This is a genomic window from Amycolatopsis sp. cmx-11-51, from assembly GCF_047608665.1.
Lineage (GTDB): Bacteria > Actinomycetota > Actinomycetes > Mycobacteriales > Pseudonocardiaceae > Amycolatopsis.
This window is the reverse complement of the sequence record NZ_JADNQO010000004.1, coordinates 459,557-472,331: the sequence shown is the minus strand read 5'-3', so window position 1 is coordinate 472,331 and position 12,775 is coordinate 459,557. Positions and strand designations below refer to the sequence as shown.

Genomic DNA, 12,775 nt, shown 5'->3' with positions numbered 1-12,775 from the left:
GCGAATCGATTACACTCCTGTCAATGGCCGGACAGCCCGAGCAACCAGCCGCGACGCCTGAAGAGTTGCGCGCGCTCTCCCACCCGTTGAGCTGGCGCATCCTGCGGTTGTGTGTCGACACGGCCTGGACCAACCAGCAACTCGCCGAACGCCTCGACGTCGCACCGGCCACGCTGCTGCGCAGGCTGCGAGCACTGACCTCGACGGGATTTCTCGTGGCCGAGACCCCACGGCGCGGAGACAAAGGAGCCTGGGAACATCCCTACCGGGCGACCAAGAAGACCTGGCGGCTCAACCTCGAGCCGCCGAACGATCGTCACCTCACGGCCCAAGTCGACCTCGCCATCCTCGACGCACACCGCGCGGAGATCAGCGAAAACGACCCCTCGGTCCCCCAGCACACCCGGCGGGCCGTTCTGCGGCTGGATCCCGGCGACCAGGCCGAGCTGAACAGGAGGATCGACGCGCTCATCGACGAGTTCGCCGGACGCGAGAAGCCCGGCCAGGCACCCATCGCCATCCTGTGGAACGCCGCCGAACGCCACGAATCTCCCGAATAGCCTCGCGGACTCCTCAGGAGTCGAACGGTCCTTCCGCCGCGTTCGCCCAGCGGAACACCGGCCGGTTCTCCAAGGCGGGGTAGGTCACGGCCATCCCCCGGTCCGGGGACATCGACCACAGCAGCGCGTCCGGCGACGCCGCGTGCTCCTCCCAGCCAGAGGACCAGCCGGGGAGGTAGCGCTCGTAGCTGCGGCGGACCCGCGCCACGTCCTTGGTCTCCAGCCTCGCGGGCCCGGTCATCCGCACCTGGCGGACGTCATCGGGCGGGTCGAACGTCGCGACCATGACAGCGACCTCAAGGTTGCCCCGAGCCGCGTCGAGGAACGGCGTCGGCCGGTCGTCGGACACCGGAGTGTGGAACCAGAGCCTGCGCTCCTCGGCCACGAACCACGCCCGGTTTCGACACCTGCGGATCGGGTACGCGTCGGTCATGCACACCTCTTCCCCCGACTCGGCCCTGCTCGGCATCTACCTCAACGACCATCTGGCGGGCGCGATCGCCGGAACCGAACTCGCCAAGCGCGTCGCCGAAAGCGACCGGGATCCCAGCGGTGTGCTCGGCAAACTGGCCCACGAGATCGCGGATGACCGTGCCGCGTTGCTGACGGTGATGGCGGCGCTGGACATCCCGGTCCGCCGCTACAAGGCAGTCGCGGCCTGGGCGGCGGAGAAGGCGGCGCGGTTCAAGCCGAACGGGCGGCTCGTGTCCAGATCCCCGCTGAGCAGGGTCGTGGAGTTCGAAGCGTTACGGCTGGGCGTCGAAGGCAAGGCCGCCGGGTGGCGAACCCTGCGGGTGCGCGCCGACAGGGACCCACGCATCGACGCCGGCCGACTCGACGACCTGCTCGAGCGGGCCCGGCGGCAGATCGACGAAATCGAAGAGTTACGTGCCCACGCCGCCGCCGAAGCGTTCGGCGGTGACGCTCAACCGGCGAAACCGTCAGACCTCGGCGGCGAGACGTGGACTCCGTAGAACGAAAGAGGGCCGCCCCGGACGGGACGGCCCTCTTTTCGGCTCTGGGATCAGCGCTGCGGTGGCCCGCCCTGCGGCCCGCCGAACGGACCCTGCTGCGGGAACGGCCCATTGCTCGGCCCCTGCGACGGCGGCCCCTGATACGGGCCTCCCTGCGGACCGGCGGGCGGCTGGGGCTGCGGCAACTGCGAGGGCGGCGGAGCCTGCTGCCGCGGCGGCTCCGGGGCGGCCTCCGGCTCGGGAGCAGGCGCGGCCTTGGGAACCTGACGCGGAGCCGGCGGCTCCTGCCGCGGCGTCGCGACACCCAGTGCCGGAACCTCCTTGCGTGCCACGGCTTCCGCGGCCGCGACAGCCTCGGCGACCTTCGGGTCACTGGAGGTGTCGAACCAGCCCTGGACCTCTTCGTCCTCCAGGTCCGGCTTCTCGACCGGGTCTTCCTTCGGCGGCTCGTAGCGGAACACACCGTCGTCGCCGGGGGCACCGAGCGCGCGGGCGAAGCCCTCCAGTGCCTTGCCGTAGTCGCTCGGGATCATCCAGACCTTGTTCGCGTCGCCCTGTGCCAGCTGCGGCAGGGTCTGCAGGTACTGGTACGCCAGGACCTCGGGAGTGGGGCGCCCCGCCTTGATCGCCGCGAAGACCTTCTCGATCGCCTTCGCCTGACCCTGCGCCTGCAGGTACCGGGCGGCTCGTTCACCCTGCGCCCGTAGGATGCGCGACTGCCGCTCGGCCTCGGCGCTCAGGATCGCGGCCTGCTTGGCACCTTCGGCCGCGAGGATCTGGCTCTGCTTCTGACCTTCCGCGGTCTTGATCGCCGACTCACGCTGACCTTCGGCGGTCAGGATCATCGCGCGCTTCTCACGGTCGGCACGCATCTGCTTCTCCATCGAGTCCTGGATGGAGGGCGGCGGGTCGATCGCCTTCAACTCGACTCGCGCGACGCGGATGCCCCAGCGGCCGGTGGCCTCGTCGAGCACGCCACGCAGCTGACTGTTGATCGAGTCACGCGAGGTCAGCGTCTGCTCGAGGCTCATCCCACCGACGACGTTTCGCAGCGTCGTGGTGGTCAGCTGCTCGACACCGACGATGTAGTTCGAGATCTCGTAGACCGCGGCCCGCGAGTCGGTGACCTGGAAGTACACGACCGTGTCGATGGACACGGTCAGGTTGTCCTCGGTGATCACCGGCTGGGGCGGGAACGAGACGACCTGTTCACGAAGGTCGATCCGCGCCCGCACCTTGTCCAGGAAAGGCACCAGAAACGTCAGGCCGGGAGAAGCCACCGTCCGGAACCGGCCCAGCCGTTCGATCACGGCGGATTGGGCCTGTGGCACCACCATGATCGCCTTGACCACGACGACGACCACGAACAACGCGAGCAGTCCGACGACGATGAATACCACTGTCTCTGACAACTACCTTTCCCCTTACGTAGAAACCTGTTGCGGTACGGTCGCCCGGCTCACCACGCGGCCGAAACAACCGCGGTGGCGCCCGAGATCTCGACGACCGTCACCGATGTGCCCGGGGCGATCGGTTCTCCGTCGATCATGCATCGTGCCGACCAGACGTCGCCCGCCAGCTTCACCTGGCCGCTTTCGACGTCCACAGTGGACACTACTATCGCTCGCGCGCCGATCAGCGCGTCGGTGTTGGTCTTGATGTCCGGCCCCGAAAGGAACCGGCGCTTGAGGACCGGGCGGACGAGGGCGAGCATCCCGACCGAGGCGACGGCGAACACCGCGACGTCGATGAACGGGTTCCCGGTCAGCGCGGCCGAGCCTGCCCCGAACAAAGCTCCGAGGCCGACCATGAGCAGGAACAAGTCACCCGAGAGCAACTCGGCGATGATCAAGAGGATGCCGGCGATCAGCCAGATGAGAGCGCCTGTCATGCGTTCATGCTCCCAGATCGCGCCGATTCATACCGGAGAAGCGAAACCGACGTGACCGACGCGTGACCTTGAGTGACCTCACGCAAAGCAGACATTCAGGACTCATCGCCCGGGTCGGAGACGAAGTCGATGAGCCGTTCCACCGCTCCGATCAGCGGCGTTTCCAGGTCCCGGTAGCTGCCGACCGCCGCGAGGACCCGCTGCCAGCCCTCGTACGGCTCGCCCCAGCCGAGCGTGTCACAGATGCCCTGCTTCCACTCCGTGCCACGCGGGATCTTCGGCCAGGCTCGGATCCCGACGACCGACGGCTTCACGGCCTCCCAGATGTCGATGTACGGATGCCCGGTGATCAGCACGTTCTCGTCGTGGATCGCGTCGACGATCCGGGACTCCTTGCTACCCGCGACCAGGTGGTCGACCAGCACCCCGAGGCGGCGGCCGGGTCCGGTACCGAACTCGCCGATGCGATCGGACAGTACGTCCACCCCATCGAGTGGTTCGACCACCACGCCTTCCACCCGTAGGTCGTGGCCCCAGACCCGCTCGACGAGTTCGGCGTCGTGCTTGCCTTCCACCCAGATCCGCGAATCGCGCGCGACCCGGGCTTTGAGGCCCTGGACCTGGACTGACCCGGACGCGGAGATCCGCCGGGCAGTCGCCTTGGGAGCCGCCTTCGCGGGCACCAGCGTGACCGGTTTACCTTCGAGCAGGAAGCCCGCGGGGTTCAGCGGGAACACCCGGTGCTTGCCGTGCCGGTCTTCGAGCACGACGTTGCCATACTCGATCTTCACCACGGCACCGCAGTACCCGCTGGCCGGGTCTTCGACCACGAGCCCCGGTTCGGCGGGCACCTCGGGGATCTTCCGCTTGCGCGGGCCGGACAGCACGTCGTCGTACGAATGGGAGCGCACGGCGGACGACGCTAGCGGTGGCCGGGGTCAGCGTCTCCCCGCCACGCCGGTCAGGCTGTCATCCGCAGCATCGCTTCGACGAACGGGGTCCGTTCGCCGCGTTCGAGCGGACGCATCACGAACAGCGGCGAAAGCGCGACACACCACGCCCGGACACGCTCGGCGTCGAACCCGGGCAGGTGCGGCGCGATGGCGTCGAGCCCGTCTTCGAGCGTGCCGCCCTCGGTCATCGGCAGCGTGACCCAGTCGGGCAGATCGAACGACGGGTCACCGACGCTCGGGCGCGGATCGATGGCGACCGCTCCCCTGCCGGGTCCGCCGTCGAGGACGTTGCCCGGATGCAGATCACCGTGCACGATCGACTTCCCTCCCCCGCTGGCCGCGAGGTCGAGCGCCCGCAGCCGGGCACGCTCGAGGGTCTCCAGAGACAGGGTGGCTTCGGCCACCGAGCCACGCAGCTCCCGCTCCGCGAGCCCGTACATGAAAGCGACGCGTTCTTCGAGTGTCGAGAAGCCGGCGGGTGGGGTCACCGAGTGGATTTGGGTCAGCAGGTCACCGACCTCGGCCCACGGGACGTTCGCTCCCACCTCCAGCAGTTGCGTGCCGGGATCGATGCCTTCCAGCAGGATCGCCCCGTCGGCGAGTTCGGTCGCGAGGACCCGCACGACCCGCGAGCAGCCGGCCCACGCCCGCAGCGCGGCGGCCTCGGACTCGGCGATCGTGAGCTCCGGGGTCAGCTTGAGAACCTTCTTGGCACCGTCGTCCCCGACGCAGATCAGCGTGCGGCCGGTGTTGCCCGGTTTCGCGTCGACGACGGTGAGACCCCACTGCTTCGCCAGCCGCGCCACGAGTGCGGGCAGAGCGTCGCACCAGCTCGCGACGTCTTCACCGAATCGCTTGATCAGGCGCTCACGGGCCTGATCGTCCATCACCTCGGTCACCGTCGCCCCCAGCGATCGATCAATTCGTCAGAACAGCGGCCACGGGATGGCACGCCAGTCATCCCCCGGCGCTGGGAAGACACCCTCCGCCAGCAGGATATCGGTGCGCTCGGCGAGCGCGCGGATCTCCAACCCGGTGAGGTGCTCGCTCAGCGCCTCACCGAACTCGCCGTCCAGCTGTTCGCGCAAGCCGCGCAGCTTGCCGACCTCGGCCTCGGTGAGCCGCTCGCCGATCCAGCCCCAGAGCACCGTCCGCAGCTTCGGGTCGGTGTGCAGGCAGATCCCGTGGTCCACGCCGTAGATCCGGCCGTCGGCGCCGTCGAGCAGATGCCCGCCCTTGCGGTCGGTGTTGTTGACGACGATGTCGAGCACGGCCAGTTCCCGCATCCCCTGACGATCCGCGTGCGCGAGCACCGCGGGCTCACCGTCACGATCGTGCGCGTGCAGCACGACACGCCAGCCGTCCGGCAGGCTCTCCGGGGATCGGACGTCGACCAGTTCCTCTTCGGTGGTCTCGATCCACAGCTGCACCATGCCGGGCCCGAACGGCCCGTCGCGCAACACCGTCGGCGGGATCGCGCCCAGTCCGGAGGCTTCGGCGACCATCGCCGTCGCGACCTCGCGGCCGGCGAGCGTCCCGTCCGGGAAGTCCCACAGCGGCCGCTCCCCCGAAACCGGCTTGTACACGACCTTGCCGGTCACGCCGTCGAGCTCGATCGCGCAGAAAAGGGTGACGTTGGAGGCGTCGACGAGCCTGCCTTCGACGTCGATCTTGCCGCGCGCCACCAGCTCCAGCGAAGTCTCCGCCACCCGGTCAGTCCTCGAGGACGTCGACGTCGCGCCGGTACCCGTTCTGCCGCGGGCAGATGTGCCCCGCCGGGTCGAGCGGCTCGGCACACAGCGGACACGGCTTGCGACCGGCGTTGACCACCCTGTCGGCGCGTTCGGCGAACGCGCGCGCCGCGCCAGGGGTCAAGAAGACACGGACGGCGTCCGGCCCTTCCTCGGTGTCGTCCAGAACGACCGTTTCGTCCACCTCGCCCTCGGTTATCGCGAGCAGTTCGATGACGACGGCACTGCTGTCTGCGTCCCAGCCGAGGCCCATCGTGCCGACGCGGAACTCCTCCTCGACCGGAACGGTCAAGGGGTCGACGTCGAGTAGCTCGTCGGGCGCGTCGTCCGGTACGTCCGCGCCGAACCGGTTGGCGACCTCTTCCAGCAGCGAGCCGAGCCTTTCGGCCAACACCACGACCTGCTGTTTTTCGATCGTCACACTGATCGTGCGGACGTCCTCGGACGCCTGGAGGTAGAACGTGCGGTCGCCGGGCTCACCGACGGTTCCTGCGACGAACCGGTCGGGCTGGCGGAAGACGTGGATTACGCGAGACATGGCACCGTTGACCCTAGGCCACGGCCCCATGATCGGCATCCACCGCCCCGCGGTTCAGCCAAGGGCGAAACTCGGCCGGGGCCAGGTGTGCCCCGGGCCACCGCAAGCAAAGGGGCGATCCTAGTCTTCAACCGTGGTTGAGATCGCCCCTTACGGCACCTGGACGTCTCCCCTGTCGGCCGCGGATGTCGCGGCGTCGGGAGTCAGCGCGCAATGGCTCGACACGGTGGGAGACGAGGTCTGGTGGGCCGAAGCGAGAACCGGTGAAGGCGGCCGCGTCACCCTCGTGAGGTCACGCGCCGACGGCACCGTCGAAGACGTCCTTCCCGCCCCCTGGAACGTCCGGAACCGCGTCCACGAGTACGGCGGCCGTCCCTGGCTCGTGCTCGGCGACGTCCTCGTCTTCACCCACTGGACGGATCAGCGCGTCTACCGCCGTGACCTGACCACCGGCGAAACGACACCCCTGACACCGGAGCCGGCGACTCGGCACGGCATCCGCTACAGCGACCTCCGGCCCGGCCGTGACGGCGAAGTGTGGCTGGTGCGTGAACGCAGCACCGGCACCAGGCGCGTCGATATCGCCCGCGACCTCATCGCGGTTCCCCTCGACGGTGGCCCGGAACGGGTCCTGGCAGCCAGCCACCACTTCCTGACCGCGCCCCAGCTGTCGCCCGATGGCGCGCGAGCGGCGTGGATCGGCTGGGACCACCCCGCGATGCCTTGGGACGGCACGGAACTGTGCGTCGCCGAGCTCCGCGAAGACGGGACGTTCGGACCCCACCGCGTGCTCGCGGGTGCGGCGGACATCGCCGTCTGCCAGGTCGAATGGGAGTCGGCGGCCAGCCTGCTGGCGTTGCTCGACCCGGACGGCTGGTGGAATCTGCACCGCGTCGGGCTCGACGGCGGCCTCACGAACCTGGCGCCGACGGAGCAGGAGATCGGCGGCGCGCAGTGGAAACTCGGCACACGCTGGTTCACGCCGCTCGGGGACGGCCGGTTCGCCGTCCTCGCGTCGGGCAGGCTCGCCATCCTCGACGAAGCGGCCCGGGAAGTGACCCCGGTGCCGACCGCCGCCGACCTGACCGCGTGGTCCACCAACGGTTTCGCCGTCCACGAAGGTGGAGTCGTCGGCGTCGCGGCGGGCCCGGAACGCGAAGGCGCCGTCGTGAAGGTCGACCTCGAAAGTGGGACGGTCACCGATCTCGCGACGACGCCCGAACCGCCTTCGTCCGCGTACCTGTCGACACCCGTCGAGCGGATCTTCAAGACCGACGACGGCGACCAGGTCCCGGCCTTCCTCTATCTGCCCGCGAACGCCGACTTCGCCGCGCCGGACGGGGAACTGCCGCCGCTGTTCGTGTACCCGCACGGCGGGCCCACCGGCCGGGACAGCGCGGTACTCGACTTCGAGATCGCCTACTTCACCAGCCGTGGCATCGCCGTCGTCACGGTGAACTACGGTGGCTCGACCGGCTACGGACGCGCCTACCGCGAACGGCTGCGGGAACAGTGGGGCGTCGTCGACGTCGCGGACTGTGTCGCCGTCGCCGAGGCACTCGCCGTCGAAGGCACCGTCGACGGCGACCGGCTGGCGATCCGCGGTGGCAGCGCGGGCGGCTACACCTCCGCCGCCTCGCTGACCACCACGACGACCTACCGCGCGGGCACCGTCATGTACCCGATCCTCGATCTCACCCAGTGGACGGGCGACGGCGGCGAGACGCACGACTTCGAGTCCCGCTACCTCGACGGGCTGATCGGGCCGCTGCCGGAGAGCGAGCAGCGCTACCGGGAGCGCTCGCCGATCAACAACGCGGGCACCCTCGCCGGCCCGCTGCTGTTCCTGCAGGGCTTGGAGGACGAAATCTGCCCGCCGGAGCAGGCGGACCGGTTCGTGGCCGGGCTGGCGGGGCGGGGCATCGACCACGCCTACCTGAGGTTCGAGGGAGAGCAGCACGGTTTCCGGAAGGCCGAGACGATCGTGGCCGCGCTCGAAGCGGAACTTTCGTTCTATGGCCAGGTCTTCGGCTTCGAGACGCCCGGCGTGCCGAAGCTGCGGCTGAGCCGGTGAGGCCGCCGAAGGTACGCCCGGGCGACACGATCGCTCTGGTCGCTCCGGCGAGTCCGGTTCCGGCGGAGCTTCTCGAGAAGACACTGCCGGTGCTGCATGACTGGGGTGTCGAGATCAGTGTCGGCGAGTGCGTCCGCGCGGCCGCCACGGGCTATCTGTCGGCACCTGACGAGGCGCGGGCCGCCGAGTTCACGCGGGCCTGGCTGGATCCGGGGGTGACCTGTGTCCTCGCCGCCCGTGGCGGCTACGGCTCGCAGAGAATGCTCGACCTTGTCGACTGGGCGGCGTTGCGGGAGGCCGGGCCCAAGGTGTTCGCCGGGTCGAGCGATGTGACCGCGCTGCACCGGGCCGTGAACGTCCACATGGGACTGGAGACATTGTTCTCCCCCTTGCCCGTGACCACACTGTTCGACGCGGTGGCCGCCGAACACCTGCGGCTGTCGCTGTTCGAGCCGGAGGAAATCCGGACGATCGCCTCGCCGACGGCGTCGCCGCTGGTCCCGGGCACCGCGACCGGCACACTCATCGGCGGCAACCTCGCCCTGCTGGCCTCCGGTCTCGGCACACCGGAACAGGGCTCGGCGCGTGAGGCGATCCTGCTGCTGGAGGACGTCACCGAGAGCCCGTACCGGATCGACCGGATGATCACCCAGCTGCTGCGTTCGGGCTGGCTCGACGGCGTCCGGGGGATCGTGCTGGGCTCGTGGAGCGGATGCGGTGCTCCCGAGGCGATCCGCGACCTGATGCTCGACCGGCTGGGACCACTCGGGGTGCCGATGGTGTGGGACTTCGGCTTCGGGCACGTCCCGGCGTCGCCGACCATCCCCCTCGGCGCGCGGGCCACTCTCGACGCCGACTCGGGCACACTCCTGCTTTTGCCATAACGGCAACGAAACTGGCGGAATCAGCCGGACTGAAGGCATCTTTCGGTCATGGATTCCACACAGCAGTTCTGGGAAGACTTCTACCGGGACAAGGACCAGGTCTGGAGCGGGAAGGCGAACCCGCTCTTGGTGCGCGAAGTCGCCACGCTGACGCCGGGCACGGCACTCGATCTCGGCTGCGGCGAAGGCGGCGACGCGATCTGGCTCGCACAGCAAGGCTGGCGCGTCACCGCCGTCGACATCTCGGACACCGCACTGGAGCGTGCCGCCGGGCACGCGGCCTCGGCCGGTGTCGACGGCATCGTCTGGGAGCGCCACGACCTGGCGAAGTCATTCCCGGAGGGACGCTTCGACCTCGTCTCCGCGCAGTTCTTCCACTCCCCCGTCGCCGAGGACGGCGAACGGGACAAGGCACTCCGTCGCGCCACCGAAGCCGTGGCGCCGGGCGGCACCCTGGTGGTCGCCGGACACGCGGGCTGGCCGACCTGGCTGGAAGAGCCGCCGCATGAGCACTTCCACTTCCCGACCCCCGCGGAAGTACTCGAAACACTGGCGCTCGCCGACAGCGAATGGTCCGTCGAGGTGCAAGAGGTGATCACCCGCGACTTCCCGGGGCCGGAGGGACAGCAGGGAACACGTTCGGACAACGTGCTCCGCGTGCGACGCTCGGCCTAGGTACCGTTGCGGACATGCGGTCGACGCCGACGGAAGCCCGCGCCCGGTTCGCGGCAGAGCGGATCGCGAGACTGGCGACGACGGGTTCGGACGGTCTGCCCCACCTGGTGCCGGTGACGTTCGTCGTCGAGGGCGATTCCGTCGCGTTCGCAATTGATCACAAGCCGAAGAGCACGACGGCGTTGCGGCGGCTGAAGAACATCGCCGAGAACCCCGCGGTCAGCTTCCTGACCGACCACTACGACGAGGACTGGGCCAGACTGTGGTGGGCACGGGCGGACGGGGTCGCCCGGGTGCTGACCGATCCCGAAGAGCAGGCGCTGCCGGTGCGGCTGCTGCGGGAGAAGTATCCGCAGTACGAGACGCAGCCGCCTCCGCACGCCGTGGTCAGTACGTTGGTTCACTCTTGGAGTGGGTGGCGGGCTTCCTAGCGTTTTCTTACGCTGTGCCGTTTAAGGCACAGCACCTTCGCTGAACCGTATAGGTCGTTATACGTTTTGGTGCGGTAGTCCGTGAAGGCCTCCTTAAGGGACTCTGGGTTCCTTAAGGAGGCCTTCACGGACCTTGCATCGCCTCAGGAGCACAAACTTCACACCGGAAGCGCGCAAAGACCCTTACACAGCCGTTTCCCGACCGTGAAGGCCTCCTTCGCTACTTCGCGGACCAGAGGTCGCGATTGGCGCTTCGGTCTCAAAACTTCGGCTTGATGTCCCCAAGGTGGCATTGGAGACATCAAGGCTGCGGAGCCAGACCGGATCAGCGAAGCCAGCGGGTAAGCGAGTACAGAGCCCACCCCGGAACCCGAATCGCCACTCACCCCAACTCTCGGACCCAGCCCCCTCCCCTTAGTACGTGAAGGACCCCTTCACGTACTAAAACCAACCTCAGGAGCGCGGAGCCTCGGCGGGCAGGAACTGCTCCACCGGCTTACCCCGCCAAGCGGCGACGATCCCCAACGGGTCCGGCCTCAGCAGTGAAGCCGCCGCGTACACGCTCACAGCGACGACGCCGCCCATGAACCACCAGTCGTACAGCGCCTGCTCGCCGGTCGGGTAGTACACCAGCGTCACGAACACCGAGACCGCGACGACGACCGCGAGGTTCCGGCGCCGCCATTCGAAGGCGGACAGGACCACGAAACCCCAGGTCAGGTACCACGGCAGTGAGGGTGGCGGCACGATCGCACCGGCCAGCAGGACGATCGCCATCCGGTGGATCGCCGGGTTGCCACCGTCGCGGGCGAGCCACCACTGGCGGCCGGCGAAGACGAACAGGCCGACCATCGCGATCGCCCGGAACACGGTGACGAACGGCGAGACCTCGACGTCGATCACCAGGTTCACCAGCGAGTAGAAGATCTCGCCGATCCCGGTCGGGAAGTTCATCCAGTTCGCGATCAGCGTCGGCGCCTTGAGGCCGGTCAGCCAGCCGAGGTTGACCGAGCCGAGCGAGAGCCAGGTGCCCGCGACGAACACCGGCAGGAAGATCCCGACCGACGCGGCGCCCGCGCGGAAGAAGTTGGCCCCTTTCCGGTCGCCGGGCAGGTGGTTCGCCCACACCCAGACCAGGAACGGCAACGCCCAGGCCGCGGTGGGCTTGATCAGCATCCCGATGGTGACCAGGACGATCGCCAAGACGTGCTTGCGCTCCAGCGCGGCGAGCACGCCGACGGTGAGGAAGCCCAGCATCAGCAGGTCGTTGTGCGGACCGCCGACGAGGTGGATCACCGTCATCGGGCTGGCGATGGCGAGCCACAGTGTGATCGGCAGCTTGCCGCCGAGGTACTTCACCAGCCGCGGCAGCGACCACAGCATCCCGACGAGGCCGAGCATCAGCACCAGGCGGGTCGCGATGACTCCGGAGATCATGTCGTTGCCGGTGACCGCGACGATCCCCTTCGCCACCAGCAGGAACAGCGGGCCGTACGGCGCGGGGGTGGTCTGCCACAGCGGGTGGACGTTCTGCACGACGTCCGGCAGCACGACCAGCTCGGCCGGGCCGTTGGCGTACGGGTCCAGCCCGTTCAGCAGCTGCGCGCCCTGCGCGAGGTAGGAGAAGACGTCGCGAGTGAACAGCGGCGGCGACACCAGCAGCGGTGCCATCCAGCAGGCCGCGGCGATCACGATGGGACGGCTGCCGATCCGGCCGGCGAGCGCGTAGCGGCCCAGCCGCACCCACGCCCAGATGATCAACGCGAAGCCGGTGTAAAGCATCACGTTGGCCAGGACGCGGCCGTGGCCGTAGCGGATCCACGACAACGGTCCGTGGCCGAGGATCGGGTCACGGATGAGGATGCCGCCCGCGCCGAGCGCGGCCAGCATCAGCAGTGTGCTGCCCACGGTTCCCATCGCGATCGTGCGGTACGGGAACCGGGATGGCACCCGGAGCCGCTCGCCGAGCGAACCGGCCGAGGGCGTCTGCGGGGAGTCTGTCGTGGTCGCCATTTCGAGATTGGAGGTTACACACCGCGCCTGT

General features: G+C 68.8%; 14 protein-coding genes. 6 read left to right on the top strand and 8 right to left on the bottom strand.

Annotation, left to right across the window (positions count from 1 at the left end; all coding sequences use genetic code 11):
• Positions 1 to 23: 23 nt before the first annotated feature.
• Positions 24 to 560, top strand: coding sequence for a helix-turn-helix domain-containing protein (locus tag ACM6LU_RS18805; RefSeq protein ID WP_414939000.1), 537 nt, complete (start codon positions 24 to 26; stop codon positions 558 to 560).
• Positions 561 to 573: 13 nt separating this feature from the next.
• On the opposite strand, the gene ACM6LU_RS18800 is transcribed toward ACM6LU_RS18805, so the two are convergent.
• Positions 574 to 993, bottom strand: coding sequence for a hypothetical protein (locus ACM6LU_RS18800; RefSeq protein WP_414938999.1), 420 nt, complete (start codon positions 991 to 993; stop codon positions 574 to 576).
• Here ACM6LU_RS18800 and ACM6LU_RS18795 point away from each other — a divergent pair.
• Positions 992 to 1,534: a hypothetical protein gene (locus tag ACM6LU_RS18795; RefSeq protein ID WP_414938998.1), complete on the top strand. Its 543-nt coding sequence runs from the start codon at positions 992 to 994 to the stop codon at positions 1,532 to 1,534. The genes ACM6LU_RS18800 and ACM6LU_RS18795 overlap by 2 nt on opposite strands.
• Before the next feature lie 50 nt (positions 1,535 to 1,584).
• Here ACM6LU_RS18795 and ACM6LU_RS18790 read toward each other — a convergent pair whose 3' ends face one another.
• The 6 genes from ACM6LU_RS18790 to ACM6LU_RS18765 all read right to left on the bottom strand — a co-directional run bounded on the left by ACM6LU_RS18790 (position 1,585) and on the right by ACM6LU_RS18765 (position 6,667).
• Complete coding sequence (locus ACM6LU_RS18790; RefSeq protein ID WP_414939157.1) at positions 1,585 to 2,934, bottom strand: SPFH domain-containing protein; 1,350 nt, start codon at positions 2,932 to 2,934, stop codon at positions 1,585 to 1,587.
• A 59-nt stretch (positions 2,935 to 2,993) separates the two neighbouring features.
• Positions 2,994 to 3,425: an NfeD family protein gene (locus tag ACM6LU_RS18785; protein ID WP_414938997.1), complete on the bottom strand. Its 432-nt coding sequence runs from the start codon at positions 3,423 to 3,425 to the stop codon at positions 2,994 to 2,996.
• Positions 3,426 to 3,520: 95 nt separating this feature from the next.
• Entirely contained in the window at positions 3,521 to 4,336 is an 816-nt protein-coding gene (locus ACM6LU_RS18780) for a DUF3097 domain-containing protein (protein WP_414938996.1), read from the bottom strand.
• Positions 4,337 to 4,386: 50 nt separating this feature from the next.
• The gene (locus ACM6LU_RS18775; protein ID WP_414939156.1) at positions 4,387 to 5,265 is read right to left on the bottom strand and encodes an aminoglycoside phosphotransferase family protein; all 879 of its coding nucleotides are present in this window, start codon (positions 5,263 to 5,265) and stop codon (positions 4,387 to 4,389) included.
• Between the two features lie 39 nt (positions 5,266 to 5,304).
• The gene (locus tag ACM6LU_RS18770) at positions 5,305 to 6,087 is read right to left on the bottom strand and encodes an SCO1664 family protein (RefSeq protein ID WP_414938995.1); all 783 of its coding nucleotides are present in this window, start codon (positions 6,085 to 6,087) and stop codon (positions 5,305 to 5,307) included.
• 4 nt (positions 6,088 to 6,091) lie between these two features.
• Positions 6,092 to 6,667, bottom strand: a complete 576-nt coding sequence (locus tag ACM6LU_RS18765; RefSeq protein ID WP_414938994.1) for a DUF3090 domain-containing protein — start codon at positions 6,665 to 6,667, stop codon at positions 6,092 to 6,094.
• Positions 6,668 to 6,800: 133 nt separating this feature from the next.
• Between ACM6LU_RS18765 and ACM6LU_RS18760 the strand changes: the two genes are divergently transcribed.
• Genes ACM6LU_RS18760 through ACM6LU_RS18745 form a run of 4 tightly spaced genes read left to right on the top strand, consistent with a single transcriptional unit; the run spans position 6,801 to position 10,731 of the window.
• On the top strand, positions 6,801 to 8,741 hold the full coding sequence (locus ACM6LU_RS18760; RefSeq protein WP_414938993.1) for a S9 family peptidase: 1,941 nt from the start codon (positions 6,801 to 6,803) through the stop codon (positions 8,739 to 8,741).
• The gene (locus ACM6LU_RS18755) at positions 8,738 to 9,625 is read left to right on the top strand and encodes a S66 peptidase family protein (RefSeq protein ID WP_414938992.1); all 888 of its coding nucleotides are present in this window, start codon (positions 8,738 to 8,740) and stop codon (positions 9,623 to 9,625) included. The genes ACM6LU_RS18760 and ACM6LU_RS18755 overlap by 4 nt, the downstream gene beginning before the upstream one ends.
• A 48-nt stretch (positions 9,626 to 9,673) precedes the next feature.
• On the top strand, positions 9,674 to 10,300 hold the full coding sequence (locus ACM6LU_RS18750; RefSeq protein WP_414938991.1) for a class I SAM-dependent methyltransferase: 627 nt from the start codon (positions 9,674 to 9,676) through the stop codon (positions 10,298 to 10,300).
• A 14-nt stretch (positions 10,301 to 10,314) separates the two neighbouring features.
• Positions 10,315 to 10,731, top strand: coding sequence for a TIGR03668 family PPOX class F420-dependent oxidoreductase (locus ACM6LU_RS18745; protein WP_414938990.1), 417 nt, complete (start codon positions 10,315 to 10,317; stop codon positions 10,729 to 10,731).
• A gap of 453 nt (positions 10,732 to 11,184) precedes the next feature.
• On the opposite strand, the gene mptB is transcribed toward ACM6LU_RS18745, so the two are convergent.
• Positions 11,185 to 12,744, bottom strand: coding sequence for a polyprenol phosphomannose-dependent alpha 1,6 mannosyltransferase MptB (mptB, locus tag ACM6LU_RS18740; RefSeq protein WP_414938989.1), 1,560 nt, complete (start codon positions 12,742 to 12,744; stop codon positions 11,185 to 11,187).
• Positions 12,745 to 12,775 lie beyond the last annotated feature (31 nt).

Coding starts and splice junctions, on each gene's coding strand:
- ACM6LU_RS18805 (WP_414939000.1), top strand. CDS start 24: ATGGCCGGACAGCCCGAGCAACCAGCCGCGACGCCTGAAGAGTTGCGC.
- ACM6LU_RS18800 (WP_414938999.1), bottom strand. CDS start 993: ATGACCGACGCGTACCCGATCCGCAGGTGTCGAAACCGGGCGTGGTTC.
- mptB (WP_414938989.1), bottom strand. CDS start 12,744: ATGGCGACCACGACAGACTCCCCGCAGACGCCCTCGGCCGGTTCGCTC.
- ACM6LU_RS18795 (WP_414938998.1), top strand. CDS start 992: ATGCACACCTCTTCCCCCGACTCGGCCCTGCTCGGCATCTACCTCAAC.
- ACM6LU_RS18765 (WP_414938994.1), bottom strand. CDS start 6,667: ATGTCTCGCGTAATCCACGTCTTCCGCCAGCCCGACCGGTTCGTCGCA.
- ACM6LU_RS18775 (WP_414939156.1), bottom strand. CDS start 5,265: ATGGACGATCAGGCCCGTGAGCGCCTGATCAAGCGATTCGGTGAAGAC.
- ACM6LU_RS18750 (WP_414938991.1), top strand. CDS start 9,674: ATGGATTCCACACAGCAGTTCTGGGAAGACTTCTACCGGGACAAGGAC.
- ACM6LU_RS18785 (WP_414938997.1), bottom strand. CDS start 3,425: ATGACAGGCGCTCTCATCTGGCTGATCGCCGGCATCCTCTTGATCATC.
- ACM6LU_RS18745 (WP_414938990.1), top strand. CDS start 10,315: ATGCGGTCGACGCCGACGGAAGCCCGCGCCCGGTTCGCGGCAGAGCGG.